The organism is Nitrosomonas sp. (assembly GCA_031316255.1).
In the GTDB taxonomy this organism is placed as follows: Bacteria; Pseudomonadota; Gammaproteobacteria; order Burkholderiales; family Nitrosomonadaceae; genus Nitrosomonas.
The window spans coordinates 318,092-336,733 of sequence record JALDQW010000001.1 but is presented as its reverse complement, the minus strand read 5'-3'; the positions used below and the strand labels follow the sequence as shown (position 1 = coordinate 336,733).

15 protein-coding genes are annotated in these 18,642 nt (G+C 42.9%); 7 read left to right on the top strand and 8 right to left on the bottom strand.

The genetic code is table 11. The features are described 5' to 3' along the window. The 6 genes from MRK00_01620 to MRK00_01595 all read right to left on the bottom strand — a co-directional run bounded on the left by MRK00_01620 (position 1) and on the right by MRK00_01595 (position 6,723). Positions 1-894 carry an AAA family ATPase gene (locus MRK00_01620; GenBank protein MDR4516085.1) on the bottom strand — a complete coding sequence of 298 codons (894 nt, stop codon included), beginning with the start codon at positions 892-894 and terminating at the stop codon, positions 1-3. Beyond that, the gene (gene flhF, locus MRK00_01615; GenBank protein MDR4516084.1) at positions 887-2,179 is read right to left on the bottom strand and encodes a flagellar biosynthesis protein FlhF; all 1,293 of its coding nucleotides are present in this window, start codon (positions 2,177-2,179) and stop codon (positions 887-889) included. Before flhF ends, MRK00_01620 begins: the two co-directional genes overlap by 8 nt. Beyond that, positions 2,176-4,260, bottom strand: a complete 2,085-nt coding sequence (gene flhA, locus MRK00_01610; protein MDR4516083.1) for a flagellar biosynthesis protein FlhA — start codon at positions 4,258-4,260, stop codon at positions 2,176-2,178. Before flhA ends, flhF begins: the two co-directional genes overlap by 4 nt. A gap of 62 nt (positions 4,261-4,322) precedes the next feature. Beyond that, positions 4,323-5,471 carry a flagellar type III secretion system protein FlhB gene (gene flhB, locus MRK00_01605; protein ID MDR4516082.1) on the bottom strand — a complete coding sequence of 383 codons (1,149 nt, stop codon included), beginning with the start codon at positions 5,469-5,471 and terminating at the stop codon, positions 4,323-4,325. 330 nt (positions 5,472-5,801) lie between these two features. Further along, positions 5,802-6,188, bottom strand: coding sequence for a DUF3135 domain-containing protein (locus MRK00_01600; protein ID MDR4516081.1), 387 nt, complete (start codon positions 6,186-6,188; stop codon positions 5,802-5,804). Between the two features lie 349 nt (positions 6,189-6,537). Next, the gene (locus tag MRK00_01595; protein MDR4516080.1) at positions 6,538-6,723 is read right to left on the bottom strand and encodes a DUF4372 domain-containing protein; all 186 of its coding nucleotides are present in this window, start codon (positions 6,721-6,723) and stop codon (positions 6,538-6,540) included. 239 nt (positions 6,724-6,962) lie between these two features. Between MRK00_01595 and MRK00_01590 the strand changes: the two genes are divergently transcribed. The 3 genes from MRK00_01590 (at position 6,963) to MRK00_01580 (ending at position 15,362) form a co-directional block, all read left to right on the top strand. Further along, complete coding sequence (locus MRK00_01590; protein MDR4516079.1) at positions 6,963-8,945, top strand: hypothetical protein; 1,983 nt, start codon at positions 6,963-6,965, stop codon at positions 8,943-8,945. 271 nt (positions 8,946-9,216) lie between these two features. Continuing rightward, positions 9,217-10,602, top strand: coding sequence for a TIR domain-containing protein (locus MRK00_01585; GenBank protein MDR4516078.1), 1,386 nt, complete (start codon positions 9,217-9,219; stop codon positions 10,600-10,602). A 29-nt stretch (positions 10,603-10,631) separates the two neighbouring features. Then, the gene (locus MRK00_01580; GenBank protein ID MDR4516077.1) at positions 10,632-15,362 is read left to right on the top strand and encodes a hypothetical protein; all 4,731 of its coding nucleotides are present in this window, start codon (positions 10,632-10,634) and stop codon (positions 15,360-15,362) included. Positions 15,363-15,472: 110 nt separating this feature from the next. Here MRK00_01580 and MRK00_01575 read toward each other — a convergent pair whose 3' ends face one another. Beyond that, positions 15,473-15,625 carry a hypothetical protein gene (locus MRK00_01575; protein MDR4516076.1) on the bottom strand — a complete coding sequence of 51 codons (153 nt, stop codon included), beginning with the start codon at positions 15,623-15,625 and terminating at the stop codon, positions 15,473-15,475. Between the two features lie 143 nt (positions 15,626-15,768). Between MRK00_01575 and MRK00_01570 the strand changes: the two genes are divergently transcribed. The 4 genes from MRK00_01570 (at position 15,769) to MRK00_01555 (ending at position 18,378) form a co-directional block, all read left to right on the top strand. Further along, positions 15,769-16,029: an IS66 family insertion sequence element accessory protein TnpB gene (locus MRK00_01570; protein MDR4516075.1), complete on the top strand. Its 261-nt coding sequence runs from the start codon at positions 15,769-15,771 to the stop codon at positions 16,027-16,029. Between the two features lie 71 nt (positions 16,030-16,100). Then, complete coding sequence (locus tag MRK00_01565; GenBank protein ID MDR4516074.1) at positions 16,101-16,397, top strand: IS66 family insertion sequence element accessory protein TnpB; 297 nt, start codon at positions 16,101-16,103, stop codon at positions 16,395-16,397. After that, the gene (tnpB, locus tag MRK00_01560) at positions 16,385-16,735 is read left to right on the top strand and encodes an IS66 family insertion sequence element accessory protein TnpB (protein MDR4516073.1); all 351 of its coding nucleotides are present in this window, start codon (positions 16,385-16,387) and stop codon (positions 16,733-16,735) included. The genes MRK00_01565 and tnpB overlap by 13 nt, the downstream gene beginning before the upstream one ends. 62 nt (positions 16,736-16,797) lie before the next feature. Then, positions 16,798-18,378, top strand: a complete 1,581-nt coding sequence (locus MRK00_01555; protein MDR4516072.1) for an IS66 family transposase — start codon at positions 16,798-16,800, stop codon at positions 18,376-18,378. Here the strand turns inward: MRK00_01555 and MRK00_01550 are convergent. After that, positions 18,375-18,623 (bottom strand): IS66 family insertion sequence element accessory protein TnpB, encoded by a 249-nt coding sequence (locus tag MRK00_01550; GenBank protein ID MDR4516071.1) that lies wholly within the window; start codon positions 18,621-18,623, stop codon positions 18,375-18,377. The two genes, MRK00_01555 and MRK00_01550, sit on opposite strands and share 4 nt — an antisense overlap. Positions 18,624-18,642: the final 19 nt, after the last annotated feature.

Sequence of the window (18,642 nt, the reverse complement as noted above, 5' to 3'; positions counted from 1 at the left end):
TTAAACCGTAAAATTAGCCATACTCAGATGGCTTGTGTGAATAAGTCGCTGCATAAAACTATCAACCTCTCCGTCAAAATGGTCCATGCAAGTGGAATAAATCACATTATCAGCAAGTTGCCTGAAATCGTTGGCAGCCTCGGATGCCGGAAAAACATTAAATACAGGTTGGCAAAGTCGGTTTGCTTGATACATTTTCTCACTCATTACGGTGAAACCAACGAATTCAAGTGAAACCGAAAGATACTGGTGCACGATGCGAGAGAAACTATCGAAAACAGCGCGTGAAGCAGGTGCTGTATCGGCTTTATTGACAAAAACCAGAAAATGTTTCTTGGCATATTCCTTGCTCATCATCTTGATCAATGCATAAGAACCCATTAACGAAGTTACCGAGCCCGACAACACAACCATGACTTGCTCTGAGGCTAGACTTAGCGGTAAAACATGTGTCTCTCCGCCCAATGCGGTATCAATTAAAATGACATCGATCGAATCGGACAGTTGACTAAAGCTTTTAACAAGCTCTTGCTGACCCGCCAGATCCAGCTTGGGCAGCGCGTGAATCCCCCTCAATGCGGATAAAACAAAAATATTTTCAGGTCCCCTTAAAATTACCTGATCCAATCTTCTGTCCAGATTAATGGCATGTATCAGATCAAAGCGAGCTTTTAACCCGAGCTTGGCGCAAATATTATTCGGACAAGCATTTTCATCTATCAGCAAAACGCGTTTACCTTTTTCAGCTAATGCTGATGCCAGATTAATCGTCACTGCTGTTTTGCCGACACCTTTGGCGCTACCCGTTACCGTGATAACGCGTGTCGAGGTATTTGTCCGTAAAGACATCAAATCGCGCAAACCAGTTGCTTGATCCTTTAAAAATCTAGTCATGGCCGACTCCAGCATAAATTCTTGAGTCCGGTTCATCCACGTTATTATTTCTTGCCATAATGAGTGCAAATTCGGCATCTTGTAACGTAAATGCCGTATCACTGGGCTTTGCGCTGAAAATTCGATGAAGTAAGTAACGCGGATTGGCTGAATGAATATCCTCTGGCACTTTCTGACCATTCGTTACATAGTGCAGTACCAATTTGCGCCGTATTACCGCATCCAGCGCAACACCCATGCCAGCAGCCTCGTCCAGCTTGGTGATGATGCATCCGTATATGCCGTACTTCCGATAAGCTGTGATAATTTCATCCAGAGTTCGGTCGCTTGACGCAGCACTCATAACCAGCATTTTTTTTACGTCTACATCAGCTTTACTCAACATTGCAATTTGTTCGCCCACCATCTGATCACGATGGCTCATGCCTACTGTATCAATGAGAACAATATGTTTGTTTTTAAGCGCTGATAATGTCAGCTGCAAATCATCTGCATCTTGGATATTTCTGACAGGCAAGCCTAATAACCGGCCGTAGATTCGTAACTGTTCATGTCCTCCAATCCGGTAACTGTCTGTTGTCAGTAAAGCCACTTTCTCGGCGCCATGTCTGATGACGCATTTTGCCGCTAATTTGGCAATTGTCGTTGTCTTGCCCACCCCTGTGGCACCGACCAGCGCGTACACGCCACCTTTTTTAATCATTTCATCATCCGGGGCGGCATGTAAATTAAATTCTAATGCGGATATTGCCTGTTTCATGCTTTGTGCATAATTCGATCCTTCCGATAACTTGTCGACCAATCGGCGCGACAGTAACGGGCTAAACCCAACATTCAGTAAAGTGCGCAGAATCTTCATTTTTTCTGGACTACGTTGCGCAGTGTTTCCCCATGCGACCGTTGCCAATTGCTCTTCAAGCGTATTTTTCATTGCATGAATTTCTTTCATCAGGCTGTGCACAAACTCTTCGGAAACTACATTTTCCGGAATGCGTTCAGTTAATCTCTGATTCGTGCCAGTTGATGCAGATTGAGCGGTATAAACATGATTATCATCAACCGGATCACTATGGCGATGCTCTGGTTCGCTTTTATTCTGTTCTTTCGAGTGGTCGGTTTGCTGCGTATCAACCAGGTTTGACATATCTGTATCGGCCAGCGCCATAATTTCCACTCCAGCCGGAGTCTGCCTGTTTGATAGAATAATCGCCTCGGCTCCAAGATCTTCTTTAACCTTACGCAGCGCCTCCCGCGAGGTTGCGGCTATATAGCGCTTAACTTTCATGATTGACCTCCAATAATGGAAGTGATTTTGATTTTTCTGGTTTCTGGTATTTCTGAATGTGCAAGAACTCTAAGCTGCGGCACTGCACGGCGCAGAAACTGCGAAAGCAGGCTGCGAATCGCGCCTGGCACCAGCAGTACAGCAGGCAGTCCCAATTTTTCCTGCTGTGTAACTGCCGCTTTTGCTTCTTTCAACAACATATCCGCCAGACCCGGCTCCATGCCGCCACCTTCTTTACCACCTGTTTGCACAACCTGCATCAGAATATTTTCCAATTCATGGTGCATGCTCATGACTTGCAATTCTGCTCCAGCTGGAAAAAATTGTTCAACAATGGCGCGCCCAAGTGCATTGCGCACGAGTGCGGTCAATTGCTCGGTATCCTGTGTGGTTGCAGCATGTTCTGTCAGCACATCGATAATCGTGCGCATATCTCGTATGTGCACACTTTCCACGAGCAGGTTTTGCAGAATTTTTTGAACAACTGCAAGCGGCAGCAGCTTGGGCACCAGATCTTCGATTAATTTTGGTGTTTTAACGCTTAAATGATCCAGTAACTGTTGAAGCTCTTGCCTGCCCAACAACTCGGATGCATGTGAGTGAATCAAATGATTAATATGCGTTGTGACGACGGTGCTTGCATCAACAACGGTATAGCCATTGGCCTGTGCCTGTTCTTTCAATGAGGCCTCAATCCAGACTGCAGGCAGTCCAAATGCCGGATCCGTGGTTGCCGTGCCAGGCAGTTTCATAGTTACTCTACCGGGATTAATCGCCAGATACATGCCATTGTACGACTCACCCTGTCCAATAACTGACCCTTTCAGTGTAATTTGATACGCGTTGGGGCGAAGTTCAAGATTATCCCGAATATGGACAACCGGTGGGAGAAAACCGATTTCCTGCGCGAATTTGCGGCGAATACCATTGATCCGTTTGAGCAAATCGCCTTGTTGCGCCTTGTCAACGAGCGGAATAAGGCGATAACCAACTTCCAGACCCAGCATATCAATGGGCGCCACATCGTTCCAGCTTGCTTCTTGTTGTTCAGTAACGGGTGCAACTTCGGTAACAGACTGTTCAGCTTCCTTGGCGGCGGCATTCGTTATCATAAAATACGCGCCCAGGCCCAGAATGCTGGCCAGTAGCAGAAATACAAAATGCGGCATACCGGGCACCAATCCCATGACACCCAGAATACCCGCTGTTATGATTAATACCTGGGGTTGATTGAAGAGTTGACCCAGGACCTGTTCGCTGAGATCCTCCTCGGTCGTCACCCGGCTGACCACTAAACCGGCAGCTGTTGAGATAACCAACGCAGGAATTTGCGCAACTAGTCCATCACCAATCGTCAACAGCGTGTAATTTCGTGCAGCCGTATCCAGGTCAAGATCATGCTGCAACATTCCAACCACCAACCCGCCAACAATGGTAATCAACATCACCATAACACCTGCAATAGCATCACCACGAACAAACTTGCTGGCACCGTCCATCGAGCCAAAGAAATCCGCTTCTTTGGAAATAGCGGCACGACGATTACGCGCTTCTTCCTCCCCGATAAGACCAGCATTCAGATCTGCATCTATCGCCATCTGCTTGCCCGGCATCGCATCAAGGGTAAAACGCGCGCTTACTTCCGCAATCCGCCCCGCACCTTTGGTAATTACAACAAAATTGATCACTACAAGAATAATAAAAACAACCAGGCCAACCGCATAATTGCCGCCAACAAGAAAATGTCCGAAAGCTTCGATGACTTTGCCGGCAGCATCCGGGCCTGTGTGACCTTCTAATAATACAACTCGTGTAGAGGCAACGTTTAAAGACAAACGCAACAGTGTCGTTATCAATAAAACCGTCGGAAATACGGCAAATTCAAGCGGATTCTTGGTGTACAGACTGACCATTAATACAATAACCGCAAGTGCAATATTGAATGTAAATAAAATATCCAGAACAAACGGCGGTAGAGGAAGCACCATCATGCCAAGAATCATGATGATCAAAACTGGACCAGCCAGCGCTTTAAGATTATTTCCAGTCATCAAACCGGAAAATGTCATTGTGTCATTCATAGTATAAAATTACACCAAAAGTCCAGAGCAGCATTGCTCAATAAAACCATCGAATTCCTTTCTTATTCCTCATTACCTGGTGAGGCTATCTCCAATTCTTGTGGTATGGCGATTTTTCCCAATGGCTCCGGAATATCGCCACCATAATCCTGATATCGTTTAAGCTGAAAAACATATGCCAGGACTTCTGCTACAGCGGTATATAGTTTCTCAGGGATCTCGGTATCCAGTTCGGCGTGGTGATACAGCGCACGTGCCAACGGCGGTGCCTCAAGTATAGGCACATGATGTTCCTCACCGACCTCCCTGATTTTCGCTGCCAGCAAATGCACGCCTTTGGCGACTACTATAGGGGCACGCATCGAATTGCTTTTATAACGTAGCGCAACTGAATAGTGTGTTGGGTTCGTCACAATGACATCCGCTTCGGGTACTTCAGACATCATCCGCCGCCGGGCGGCTTCACGTTGCAGACTGCGGATGCGGCCTTTAACGAGAGGATCACCTTCACTTTCTTTAAATTCCCGGCGGATTTCCTCTTTTGTCATTCGCAGTTTTTTGGCATGGCTCCACAACTGAAAGGGCACATCAATCGCTACAATCAGAATCATTGCACCGGTAATCAGTAAAAAGCTCAGCACCAACAATTCACCCGTACGTGTGATGCCAGAACTAACCGGGACCGCGATCAATGCCAGTACAGCATCCTTATTACCCCAGATAACGAGCGCTGCTACACTGCCGACAACCAGGGTTTTGGCAACGGCTTTCAGCAACTCCGTCAAACCGTGCGCTGAAAAAATCCGGCTAAACCCCGAAATCGGGTTGAGCCGTTTAAAATCCGGGATTAGTGCTTTAGTACTGAATAACCAGCCACTGAGTAGCATCGGCGAAAAAAAAGCCACGATAATCAGCAAGATCAACAAAGGTCCTAAGGACAATAGGCCTTCAACTGCCAATTGAAAAAAACGATTAATCATCAAGTCCGTATGGAACGCCAACTGCCGTTCCATTTGCATACCTTCGCGCATGATGTTCAGCAGCTTTTCAATCAGACTGTTGCCCATAAAGATTAAACCCGAAGCCGCCGTTATCAATAAGGTAAACGTTGTCAATTCCTGAGAACGCGCAACCTGGCCATCCTCTCGCGCTTTCTGTATTCGCTGGGGCGTCGCCTCTTCGGTACGTTCTAAATCACTGTCTTCAGCCATTACACTTCCAAATTTTTATTGACGCATTATCAGTGTGTCGTGATGAATTCAATGTAGAAAAAAAACAACTTTTCTACCCGTTAATTTGGCAAGCAATCATTTTAAAAATATCAACTAATTGATTATAAATAGGTTTAATCGATGATGGCTTTTATTGAAATGCCTTGCACTAGAGAATGTTTTGACTTGGCTGGTGTGGAAGTTAATGTTGATGACTATGATGTGGAAAGCAGTGTTGCGACATAAATGGTTGTATAGGTCGCCTGATTATCGTGAGAGCGTATGCGGCTTCTTTTTAGGACATTCCGGTCAGTAATTTTAGGCAGTGGGTTAATCCACAGGTTTGCGGGTAGATTTGTATTTTTTTAAATGAATAACATTTTCAGTATTATTATTTTTTCGCGATAGCAATATTTTTTCAGGCGCTTGTAGTGCAGTTAATAATCCATTTTCTCCATAAACGCTATCCCACATTTTTTGCGAAATCTGTTTACAGGCAGCCAATGGATTTTCCGCCTGCTTGCATATTTGATCTATTTGCCACTGTTGTTGTGTAATGCGTTGCTTGAGGTGATCCGGGACTTGCGCTAACAAATCATCAATTAATTGCTGGCGCATCAATTCAAATTTTTCTGGATCAGTTTTTGCAATATGAGACCATTTTTCAAAATCGAAGTCTGTTATAGACTCGCCGGGTGGATGTTCGTTATTTTTCATTTTCTTTAGGTGTTGTACGCTATAAACTTGATCGGAAAAACTGTGGTAATTAACTTACTCGGCAAGACAGCCGTAATGATTGAGGAAATAAAATAACATACAGAACTATTATCAATAGTTCGCCGGTGAATGAAGACGCCAAATCCAGAGAATCCGGAAATTAATGTGCAAGAATATTGATAACGCATTACCCAAATTCTAATTTCGCTCAAAATCGTTGTTGACCGGTTTGACTGCGCTTGAACAAACTATTCAATTTCATACGCCATGCAACGCTTTTGTCTACAATATTGAGTCATGTGCATGCTGTTTGGCAGTCAGTTCCTGTGCAAAAGCCTGTTTGATTCGTTCAATCAAAGTGATGTAACAGTTTCCCAAACAACGCTTCATTCAAGCTATAGGGCTTATTTTCATTCATGCGGGCAAGATTGGAGCGTGCCAGTTTTGCGCTGCCAAGAAGATAAAGACGGCGTGCTTGTGCACTCATGCTTCCAACAATTTCGCGTAAGCTGAGACGGCCTGATAACTGTGCCATTGCCTGATTATGCAATCTTATTCAATAAGTTATCGAAAAAATCGTATTGTAACAATTTTGGTTGAATCGGGCCTCCTTGTTCATCAGTTAACGGGTCAGCAGTGATATCAAATATAACAGCTGAAGTCGATACCACGAAAACTAAGCTTTTTATATAAACCGAGATTGTCAATAAAAATCTTTGCTAAAATTTGTTATGACACATTACAACTATTTTTTTGTAATCCCTAGAAAACCACATGAATAATTCAGAACCTATGACACCTCTCAAGCCACATTTGACTTTGCGCGTAGGCATTACTGGACATCGTCATACAAGCAAAAAAAGTAAAGATGATGACAAGAATAATGATGTATTAAGATATCCTTTATGCGAAATAAAGAGAGTAAGTCAACAAATCAGAGAAACACTAGAAGCACTTCAAGGAATAATTATCGAAGATATTTATCCAGAATTTGATATGTTCTATAGCAAATCTCCACCACAATTTCGCTTTTTTTCCGCACTTGCAGAAGGAGTCGATCAGGAAGCTGCAAAAATAGCGATTCAATTAGATAAAAACCCAGAAAACAGTAAGAAGCTCACTCCCTACACCCTAGAATGCATCTTACCTTTTTCCAAAGATGAATATAGAAAGGATTTTTCTGAAGAATCACTCACAGAATTTAACAATCTTCTGGATAATGAAAATGTAGCAGCGGTTTTCGAGCTAGATGGACCTAAGGATAATCGCGCAATAGCGTATGAATCTGCAGGGGTTTTAATGCTTGAAAATATAGATATTTTAATTGCAGTTTGGGACGGTAATCCGTGCTCACGCGGTGGTACTTGCGCTATTGTGGAAAAGGCGCAAGCTAGAGGCATACCTATCGTTTGGATTCAATCCGACACGGACAACTATCCAAGCTTCTGGTGCTATGAATATGGCCTGGCCAAAGGTTTTGTTCCTATTACTGAAGAATCGATTTATGATTTCAAAAAATTAAATGATGAAATTAGACGGCTTATCGCGCCACCAGGATTAAAAGAAGAAATAGACAAAGAGGCGAACAAACTTCTCAAAAGGTTTTTTAAAGAAGAGCATTTGGAGAATACTGATCAAAGTAAAGTTGATAAGATTTTCTGTAATTTTGGAAAGTTGTATAAAAAATTTCGAGACGTAATTGCTAATAAGGAATGCCCTTATAAATCAAATACAGAAGAGCCTGATGAAACAGATGATTGGAAACGTTTTTTTGATTGCCCTGAAACTGGTCTTTTAAAAAGTCAGGTAAAGGATCGCCTACATTTAAATCATAATATCATTGATGCTGAAGCTGTTTTCTGTGCAAATCAATATCGAAGTTCCTATATAGCAATGTTCTTAATGGCTGGCGTTGCAATAGCTGTTGGTTTGTTGGCTATTTTTTCATCTGACTGGTTCTTAAAGGGCGTATGGACCATAATAGAATTATTGATAATTTTATCAATAACGCAAATCTTGAATAAGGGCAATAAGAATCATTGGCATCAACGGTTTTTAGATGCACGAATGATTGCTGAGCAACTTCGCCATGCTCGTTTTCTCACTTTAGCTGGCCGTTCAGCAGGAGGTGTCCGGCGCTCTGTTACAGGAGAGACTCCGTCAGAGCGAATGACAGAGTGGTACATACGTGCCATACTCCGAGAGTTAGCCATTCCAAACATAAGAGTCGACAAAAATTATATTAAAGAAATTAAAAAGACCATGACGGAAAGTGAACTGAAGGGACCCAATGGTCAGATATTCTATAACGAATACAATTATGTTAAGTTAAATAGTCTAGACCATAGGCTGCACAAATGTGGTGAGGGGCTGTTCTGGGCTACTTTTTGGATATGTGGCATATATCTGATTTTTTTGTTTCTATATTGGCAATTCCTATCTGATATCCCTGAACATTATGCGTCTTTGCTTAAAAATCTTAAAAACACGTTTACGTATTTTGCGGCTGTTTGTCCTTCATTCGCTGCTGCTTTAAGTGGTATACGATATCAAGGAGATTTTAAGGCTTTTGCCGCACGTTCTCTTGCTACCAAATCACAACTGGAAGAAATTTGTAAAATTTTGGATAATGAAAATCGTGTTATAAATCTATCTGCTGTAGGCAATCGATTTAAAACATGCGCGGATATTATGGCGCATGACATTGGAGCTTGGAGGATGATCTATAACCATCGCCCCCTAGAGACACCCGGATAAAAACGAATTATTTTGTTCAAGACAACAAAATTAGATTAACACAGTTAAGCAACTATAAATTTGGATAGTTCATAATTACGATATTAATAAATCATATTATTTGATGTCCTTTATGGGACTAAACTTTGCAAGATATCAAATGCTATCACCCAGTTCTTATTTTATGTAAAAAGAATCAATCAACTATTTCTATGTGATTTACACTCAATCCGTAGTGTGGGAAAAATACAGCTCTATTTAATAAACAATACTTAGTCTGGCGGAAACAAGAATGGATGATCGGAAACAAAATAGATTCTGGAATCAGCTGCTTGCGCTCATTTCAAAAGGAAATGTTGTTCCTATTGTGGGTGAAGATCTGTTGTTCTTATCGCCTCCTACAGAAAACTATCTTTATAACGAACTTGCTTTACGTTATGCGAACTATAATGGATTAGACAAACAGTCTTTAGACTTAAGTTCCACGGTGCGAAGTCACCCAGAGTTTCGGAGTAACCCATACGACATATACCAAGAAATAGGAGATGAGTATGAGTCCTTAAATCCTGCTATTCCTAATGTACTGAGTGAGCTTGCAAAAATCAAACATTTCAATTTATTTGTAAGCACTACTTTCGACAACTTGTTAGAGCGGGCACTCAATCAGGAGCGATTTGACGGCCGAAACCTGACGCGGGTAATTATCTATTCGCCGAAAAATATTCCAAATGACCAAGAAATCTCAGACGCTTTAAAAAGTGGCTATCCTGTTGTATTACAATTATTTGGCAGTTACAAGTGTCCCCTTCAATTTGCACTGACTGAAGGAGACAAAGTTGAGTATATGCATGCGCTTCAATCATCCGAATATTGCCCAAAGCGAATTCTACAGGAATTACAGGACCGACCATTGATCATGATTGGAAACAAATTTCCAGACTGGCTCACTCGTATTTTTTTACGGATGATGCGTCGAGTTTCACTGGATCACCGGGATATACCCAAACAATATTTTGCAGGCCATGAAATAACCGACAACCCTATCCTAAATTTCTTTTTACGTCGGTTCACCACTAATTCAGAATTAGTAGAAGAACAAGATCCAATACAATTTACTCTTGATCTATCTGAAAAATGGCAAGAAAAGTATCGCGAGGATAACTCGTCACATAGCACATCAAACCCAAGCCTCATTGACACACCCATGCCACGAAATGCGGTGTTTATAAGTTACTGCGCCAGCAAAATTGATGGCAGTATTTCACAGGATTGTTCATCGGCAATATCATTAAAGAAAGCACTTGAAAATGCTGGAATCAGTGTTTGGCTTGATCATGATCAACTCCAGGCTGGTGATGAATACCAACGAAAAATAGAACGATATATCAACACCTGTTCCCTCTTCATTCCTTTAATCTCGGTTACAACAGAATCCCGCAATGAGGGATTTTTCAGAAAAGAATGGAGTCTGGCAATAAAAAGGTTGCCCGACTTTACTGGCTCGGATCGCAATTTTTTGTTACCTGTTGTGCTGGGAGACATCGACCCTTATAAAGCAGCCGTACCAGATGAATTTAAGCGTTATCAATTTTATCGCTTGTCCAGCGATGAATCAATTGAAGAATTCATTGAAATTGTTAGAGACATTTATGATAAGGCTCACAGTTTCATGGCATAAAACAGTTAATGATGAAATAGACAATACAAATGGATTCGACCAACACTGATTTAAATCGGGATCATCCGTGGCCCGGATTGAAAGCATTTACTGAAGACAACGCTGCATACTTTTTTGGCAGAAGGCAAGAAATTGAAGATTTATCTCGTATAGTACGACAAGAAACACTCACAGTATTGTATGGAAAATCTGGCCTGGGAAAAACCTCGATTCTTCGGGCTGGCGTATCACCGATGTTACGCAAATCAGGTTTTCTTCCAGTTTATATTCGTCTAAATCACTATGAAGAAACGCTCCCCTTAGAAGATCAGGTAGAAGTTTTCATAGAAAAGGCTATAGCATCAGATGGTATTGAAGCTCCTTATCCGATTCGAGAAGAAACCTTATGGGAATATTTCCATAAAAAAAATAACGACTGGTGGGATCAAGACAATCAATTGCTAAAACCAGTTCTGATATTTGATCAGTTTGAGGAGATTCTTACAGTTGGGCAGGAAAACCCAGTGCGGACTTCGCGTTGTTTAAGTTTTCTGACTGAACTGGAAGACTTAATCGAGAATAGACCCCCAGCGACTTTGCGCGAGCGTTTCAGAGCTGAAAAGGGCTTGGCAAAGAACTACGATCTGGATCGGATAGATTATCGGGTTATTCTTTCGCTCAGAGAAGACTACTTGGTGGACCTGGAAGGCTTACGGGAAAAACTAAGATCCATTATGCTTAATCGGTTCCGTCTATTGCCGATGACTGCCGAACAAGCCATGAGCGTCATCCTAGAACCTGGCGGCCACTTGATCGATACTGATGTTGCTTTTCAAGTTATTGATTTTATTTCTTCTGCACAAAAAATATCTCCGATCGGTATTCAAAACCCGTTTTTTAGAATACAACAGATTGAACCCACCCTTCTTAGCGTTATATTGCAGGAATTAAATAATCATCGGATTCATGCAAATAACGACAAGATTACTTCGGAGCTACTGTTGCAGTATCGTCCGGAAGATATTCTCTCGGAATTTTATGAGTCTGGATTAAAAGGGTTGGATTCGAATATTCGTCGTTTCATTGAGAAACACTTTATTACAGCATCCGGCGCCCGGAATCGCATAGCCGAAGAAGATGCTATTGAACGCCATGGAATATCCAGAAATGCAATTTCAACGTTGATTAACAGAAGAATTATCCAACGGGATAAAATCGATGAAATTACATGGCTGGAACTCAGCCATGATGCACTAACCCCGGTTGTCCAGCGTCATGCAGAATCATATCGTCGGCAGCAGCGTTTTCGTAAAGCCATGCTACGGATAGGTGCTGTCATAGTGGTTGTCGTCGGACTTGGTGCGAGTGCGTATCTTTATCAATCATTCGAGCAAGAATTACAAACCAGAAAAGCTGCTACATTAGCAGTGGATATCGCTACTGAGCTTGAAAATACTGGTAATATGTCAATAACCAGCAAGCAGTATCTTATAGACCGGTTGGAAGAAAGCTTCGATGAATTGAAAGGCTATGCCAAGAATTCCGATTTTTTGCAACAGCAGGAAGCACTTTTTTTAGCAAAAAGCGCCATTATCCAGTTTGAACAGGGATATTTTGAACGCGCCACTAAAAGCACTGTTGCTGCGAAAAAGTTATTGTTTGCCAAAAATTCTTTAAAAGAGGAAAACAGCGAACCGACACTCATAAAAATTCAGGTGATGCTTCTTGAAGCAGAGGCCATGTTTTATAGAGCCGACTATGTCAAAGCACACCAATCACTTGACCAAGCAAAACAGCTTATTGATTTTTATAATCCTATAGATGATGTAGACAAAACATCGTTAACGCTATTAGCGCAACGCCTGAGCCGTATTCGCATTCAAACTTTCTACTCTGAAAATAAAATAGACGATTTTTTAAAACTTCTAGCTTCCGCGCAAAACCAGATTAGAACATTATTAACACGCACTGCTTTAACAAAATACCCTGAAATTAAACGAGGCTTATATACCGAACTTTTTAATCTGAATATTCTGGATCGCAATTTGGCATCACAACTTAAGATTTCTAATTCAAAAGAAGTGTATATGAGATTCAGAAGCGATCTCGAACAAGCATTACCATTTTTTCAAAATAATAATGACCAGCACTGGCGGTTCTATAACGCCTTGAGTCATCAAATCAAAGCAGACATGCACGAGGATGCAAATGAAATAAATGAAGTTCGGGCTTCATACAACATTGCGGTTAACATTCTCTCCGGCTTGGTACAAAAAAATCAAGACAATCTGCTATATCGATTTCATTTGGGAAGAATTCTGCTGTCACGCGCTCAATTCTCAGAAGAAAGAGACAGCCTTCAGGCCAAGTTTGATTTAAAGACGGCCCGGTCTTTGAGTTTAACCTTGAGACGAGATACACCGCACCCTTATCTTCCACTTACGTTAGCGCTACGGGCAGATTCAGTTCAACTCCGGCTTGAACGGTTTGCAAAGGAAAGAAATGCGTTTGATACCGCTTTTGCAAGATTGATGGCTAGGATAGATGCTTACCGTTCGCAGTTTACTCGACACAACGATTTAGATGACAGAATAATATTAGCTTATTACTGGAAAATAAGTGAGTTAAAAGATAATACCAATCTGGAAACGATTACCGAAGCGTTATCGATGGTTGAGCAAATTTTGTCACTGCTTGACGAACTGGGGGCTAACGGTGCGGATAGTGCTTATCTCTCAATTCAGCGGTATTGGATATACCAGGCCGCATTATTTTTGACAACGAACAATTCTGAAGTAAATGACAAATTAATCTCCTATTCCTACGCTGCTGAGGAACAGTTTGATAATCTCAACAATTCAGCGTTAATAAGTGTCAAAACCTGGCTATTAGCACAACGGGGTAATCTCTACTCTCAGTCTGATCGTCATAAAGAAGCAATTGGGACATACAAAAACCTTGTGCAGTTCGGTCTGCAACAGGCTAAACTGTATCCAGACAATAAGAGCAATATCATCAATACAATTTACGGCATTACTCGTCTGATTAAACTGCAAAACATACTTTCGGACTGGCCTGGAGTAATTGAGTCGGCAGAATTACTTTTTTCGGTTTTTGATCCTGAAACCGGGAAACAATCTGTAACATATCCTGAAGATATATTGCGATTCTGGAAAGACAGTCATGATGCATTAAAAGCTGCAAAAAAAGCTATGGAAGAAGTTCTCGCCAGTAACGGCCTATCTGATGAAAATGAGAATCATAGTATTAGTCTCGATACGCCGAATTCAGAATTATACTTGTCACAAAAACAGCTCAACAATATATTAGAGTTATCTTCAAAAGCAATGGAAGAACTCAGTGCTATGACCGTTTCTAATAACAGTGGCGATTATTCCCTTTCAACATATTTTCCTGACCTGAAATCGCTCGACATTAGCGCTCCGTCCAGGAGAGACAATGACAATCGTCAAAGTAATATACCGTTTGGTTGGCAAGCCACTCCCATTTATAGCGCCCCATGGTCTTATACGCTTGAAAATGAACAAGTTCAGCCTTATTCAAAGCGCCTTAATGCGCAAGTTTTGCGTATACGTTACACGCAACTGCCCTTTTACTCTTCAGGGAAACTGCTAACGATAGAGTCCTTAGACAAGGAAGATCGTTTACGCACCAGTTATTTTCTGGAATCAGAGCAAACAGATAAGTTATTAGAGCTTGATGGTACGTCACCCCCCATCCATGAAGCAAATGCAATTTTTCCAGTACAACTGAATACGATTGACGAGGTAGCAGCTTACTTGCGTTTTTTTACAACCTTTGTACATGGCGATGAGGGTTCTTTCCTCCTGGTAGAATCTATTGACGAAATCCCCTGGTCCCAAGAAGTGCCTGCAGAGGAAAAAATTCGGGCGGCCAGCAACCTGATACGCCCTGTTTTCATCTGGCGTGAAGAAAACACGGACAATTGGTACGCAACTGCAACGGTTAATTATTCAAATGCGCTTTTTCATGCCAAATTTAAAATTGAAAATACGGGAAAGATTGATATGCTAGGTGATCGTCCCGTTGCGGCAAATCTTCCTTTAGACATCTTTAAGATTGCGCGTAATAGTGGTCGATTTAATCATTTCGTCGAGAATCTTTATCTCGAAATAATTCAGGCTATTAACATAGAAAATGTCGATGATGAAGTTAACCAATTGCTTGCATTACTTGAAGAAACCTCTAAGATGAATGAAGCGCATAGTATAAGCATTGCAGAAGAATTAATATCGTTGGCACAGGTAACGTCATCTGCCACATTTAAATTCTACGAAACAATTCACTCGATATTTGAACGACTGCCAGATGTCCCTTCTCGAATTACAGCAAAGGCTCACCAAATTATTCTTGAAATTGTCACTCAACAAAAGAATAAAATTACAGAATTAGCACAACATAAAAAATCCAATATTCATAAATTACCCGGTGAGTACGTTAGTCTGTCTTTCTATCAATTGTTTGCCGGTGACTTTCAAGGTGCGCTAACTTCATCTCAGAAAGGACTGGAACTCGATTCAAACTACTTGCCGCTTTATACGAACTATGCACATGCATTATTATTTCTGGGTTATGAAAATGAAGCCACTGCTGTTTATCGCGAACACAAAGGCAAAATTATTAAAAATACAGGAAAAACCTGGAATGAAATTATAATAAACGATTTTAATCGACTTGAACGTGCAGGTATCTCTCACCCTGAAATGAAACAAATCCGCAAAGAATTACAAGTCATTTAAATGTATGATATTTTTCTGTGGCCTCGATAATACCAGTGAAATCTGTGTCAATTATTGCATCTGCTTAGTCGGCCCTTAAAGTATCGTCAAGTATATGATATTCATAGTGATTATCTGGGTTTTTGCTGTCCAAGACGACCAGAAAATGTAAGAATGAGTACTTGTTTCCCGGTTTGACTGCGCTTGAACACACTGTTCAATTTCATACGCCATGCAACGTCTTTGGTTTGTATGCGTCCGGCATGGGCAATCAATCCAGACATTTCAACAATTCACCGAGCCATTGCGGGGATACATCTGTTGGTAATTCAAGTATATGACCGCCTGAACAGTAAGCGTTTAGCCCTACCATCTAGAAAGCAGATCTCATTCTGGTTAACTTCAAATATTTATTGGAGGATAACCAATGACAACCCAAGAACAACAGATACGTCATATCAAAGCGTGGCAGGCGAGCGGTTTGTCGCAAGTGGCTTATTGCCGTGATCATGGATTGAACAGCAAGACATTTGGGAATTGGCTACGGGTTTATCGTGATGTGCAAAAAGACAATCAACGAACTTCGTTGATACCGGTGACGATCAGAACAACCACAACACCATCGGATTATCTGAAACTGCGTTGTTCAGGCGGTCATACACTCGAACTGCCGGCAGATGTATCGTAAGCGTTTAGCCCTACCATCTAGAAAGCAGATCTCATTCTGGTTAACTTCAAATATTTATTGGAGGATAACCAATGACAACCCAAGAACAACAGATACGTCATATCAAAGCGTGGCAGGCGAGCGGTTTGTCGCAAGTGGCTTATTGCCGTGATCATGGATTGAACAGCAAGACATTTGGGAATTGGCTACGGGTTTATCGTGATGTGCAAAAAGACAATCAACGAACTTCGTTGATACCGGTGACGATCAGAACAACCACAACACCATCGGATTATCTGAAACTGCGTTGTTCAGGCGGTCATACACTCGAACTGCCGGCAGATGTATCACCACAATGGCTCGGTGAATTGTTGAGATGTCTGGATTGATTGCGCATTCTGGACAAATCTGGATGGTTGTGGAGCCTGTGGATATGCGCCGGGGTATTGACGGATTGTCGCTTATTGTCCAACAGGCATTGGGGCATTCACCCTGTGCGGGTTCAGCTTTTGTATTTTGCAACCGCGCACGCAACCGGATGAAGGTGTTGTTGTGGGATGGCACTGGCGTTTGGTTATGTCAGCGCCGTTTGCATCAGGGCTGGTTTGTGTGGCCGAAGCTGGGAGATCGTTGTTTTGAATTGAGTCAATCACAGTGGCAATGGCTGACAGCAGGTGTGGACTGGCAGCGTTTATCGGCATTGCCACCTGCTCATTTGCGCGCATAAAATCAGTCTGATAATTCAATATTTACAGCAAGTTAGGCTGGTTTTTTGGTATAATAACAGCCATGAAATCACTGGCGCAGCTTGATCAATTAAACCTTGATGCGGATACCAAACAACAGGTCACCGGTATTGTTCAAGCATTACTTGATCAGGCGCAACAAGAGATTCGTGCACAGGCATGCAAGATCGAGGCATTGACCATGGAGCTGGCGCATTTGCGCCGCATCCGTTTCGGCAAGAAGAATGAATCGTTGTCAGTGGTGCAGCTCAGTTTATTTGAAGAATCGGTGCTGGCTGATATTGCAGCCGTTGATACCGAAATCGAGCAGATTGAACCGGCTGTAAAAACAACACCGGCAAAACCGCCGCGTTCCCGTGCAGGCCGCCAACCGTTGCCTGATCATCTGCCACGCATCGAACACCGCCATGAACCGGAATCCTGCCAATGCGGACAGTGCGGCAACACGCTGCTCAAAATCGGTGAAGACGTCACCGAACAACTCGACGTAGAACCGGCCAAATTCTTTGTCCATCGTCACATTCGTCCGCAATATGCATGTAAGGCCTGCGAAACCGTCACCGCAGAACCGGTGCCACCGGCAGTCATTGACGGCGGCATAGCGTCACCGGGGTTATTGGCCTGGGTGATCAGCAACAAATACCTTAATCACCTGCCGCTCTATCGCCTGGAACAGATGGCTGCACGTGAACAAGTTATACTTTCGCGTTCCACATTGGCCGAATGGGTCGGCCGTACCGGTGTTGCGCTGCAACCCTTGGCAGACCAACTGAAATGGCATCTTTTGCAAGGAAACACCCTTCACGCCGATGAGACACCGGTTGCGCAACTGGAACCCGGCAACGGTAAAACCCGCAAAGCCTACCTGTGGGTCTACCGCAGCAATGACCTCGATCCCGGGCCGCGCATTGTTGTCTTTGATTATCAAATAAGTCGCAGTGGCCGGCATACGCAAGACTTTCTGCAAAACTGGCAAGGTCATTTGCTGGTCGACGACTATGGCGGGTACAAAGCCTTGTTCTCTCGAGAAGAGTCGCCTTGCATTGAACTGGCATGCTGGGCACACGCCAGGCGCAAATTCTTCGACCTGCATCAGGCCAATGACAGTCCGATGGCATTTGAAGCATTGCAGCGTATCGGCGAACTGTACGCAATCGAGGCCGAAGGCAAACAGCTGACCATCGAAGCGCGTCAACAGCTGAGAAAACAGAAAAGTCTGCCGGCACTCGATGCCTTGTACGACTGGCTGATGCAAACTCGAATGCAAACTGCCAACGGCGGCGCATCCGCCAAAGCACTCGACTACACACTCAAACGCTGGCCTACTCTAGTACGCTACGTACACACCGGCCACCTACCGATCGACAACAACCCGGCGGAAAATGTCATTCGTCCCATAGCTGTCGGCAAGAAAAACTGGCTCTTTGTCGGTTCTGAACGTGCCGGTCAACGCGCTGCCACTATTCAAACCCTGCTTGGCACCGCACAACTCAACGGCCTCAACCCAGCCGCATGGCTCAAAGAAACACTCGACAAACTTCCAGCCTGGCCTAATAGCCGTATCGATGAGTTGTTGCCACTCGCGCCGGAATTTATCGAGGCATTAAAACGAGAAAAATTCTAGATGGCCGTGCCGGACGCATACCCTGAACAACGCAGTTTCAAATGATCTAATGCCGGCACTGTTGTCTTGATCGTTACCGGTATCAACGAAGTCCGTTGATTGTGTTTCTGCACATCACGAAAAGTCCGCAACCAATTTCCAAATGTTTTGCTGTTCAATCCATGATCACGGCAATAAGCCACTTGCGACAAACCGCTCGCCTGCCATGCTTTGATATGACGTATCTGTTGTTCTTGGGTTGTCATTGGTTATCCTCCAATAAAT

Excerpts from the sequence above, each read along its gene's own strand:
- MRK00_01620 (MDR4516085.1), bottom strand. The coding sequence starts at position 894 with ATGACTAGATTTTTAAAGGATCAAGCAACTGGTTTGCGCGATTTGATG.
- flhF (MDR4516084.1), bottom strand. The coding sequence starts at position 2,179 with ATGAAAGTTAAGCGCTATATAGCCGCAACCTCGCGGGAGGCGCTGCGT.
- flhA (MDR4516083.1), bottom strand. The coding sequence starts at position 4,260 with ATGAATGACACAATGACATTTTCCGGTTTGATGACTGGAAATAATCTT.
- flhB (MDR4516082.1), bottom strand. The coding sequence starts at position 5,471 with ATGGCTGAAGACAGTGATTTAGAACGTACCGAAGAGGCGACGCCCCAG.
- MRK00_01600 (MDR4516081.1), bottom strand. The coding sequence starts at position 6,188 with ATGAAAAATAACGAACATCCACCCGGCGAGTCTATAACAGACTTCGAT.
- MRK00_01595 (MDR4516080.1), bottom strand. The coding sequence starts at position 6,723 with ATGGCACAGTTATCAGGCCGTCTCAGCTTACGCGAAATTGTTGGAAGC.
- MRK00_01590 (MDR4516079.1), top strand. The coding sequence starts at position 6,963 with ATGAATAATTCAGAACCTATGACACCTCTCAAGCCACATTTGACTTTG.
- MRK00_01585 (MDR4516078.1), top strand. The coding sequence starts at position 9,217 with ATGGATGATCGGAAACAAAATAGATTCTGGAATCAGCTGCTTGCGCTC.
- MRK00_01580 (MDR4516077.1), top strand. The coding sequence starts at position 10,632 with ATGGATTCGACCAACACTGATTTAAATCGGGATCATCCGTGGCCCGGA.
- MRK00_01575 (MDR4516076.1), bottom strand. The coding sequence starts at position 15,625 with ATGTCTGGATTGATTGCCCATGCCGGACGCATACAAACCAAAGACGTT.
- MRK00_01570 (MDR4516075.1), top strand. The coding sequence starts at position 15,769 with ATGACAACCCAAGAACAACAGATACGTCATATCAAAGCGTGGCAGGCG.
- MRK00_01565 (MDR4516074.1), top strand. The coding sequence starts at position 16,101 with ATGACAACCCAAGAACAACAGATACGTCATATCAAAGCGTGGCAGGCG.
- tnpB (MDR4516073.1), top strand. The coding sequence starts at position 16,385 with ATGTCTGGATTGATTGCGCATTCTGGACAAATCTGGATGGTTGTGGAG.
- MRK00_01555 (MDR4516072.1), top strand. The coding sequence starts at position 16,798 with ATGAAATCACTGGCGCAGCTTGATCAATTAAACCTTGATGCGGATACC.
- MRK00_01550 (MDR4516071.1), bottom strand. The coding sequence starts at position 18,623 with ATGACAACCCAAGAACAACAGATACGTCATATCAAAGCATGGCAGGCG.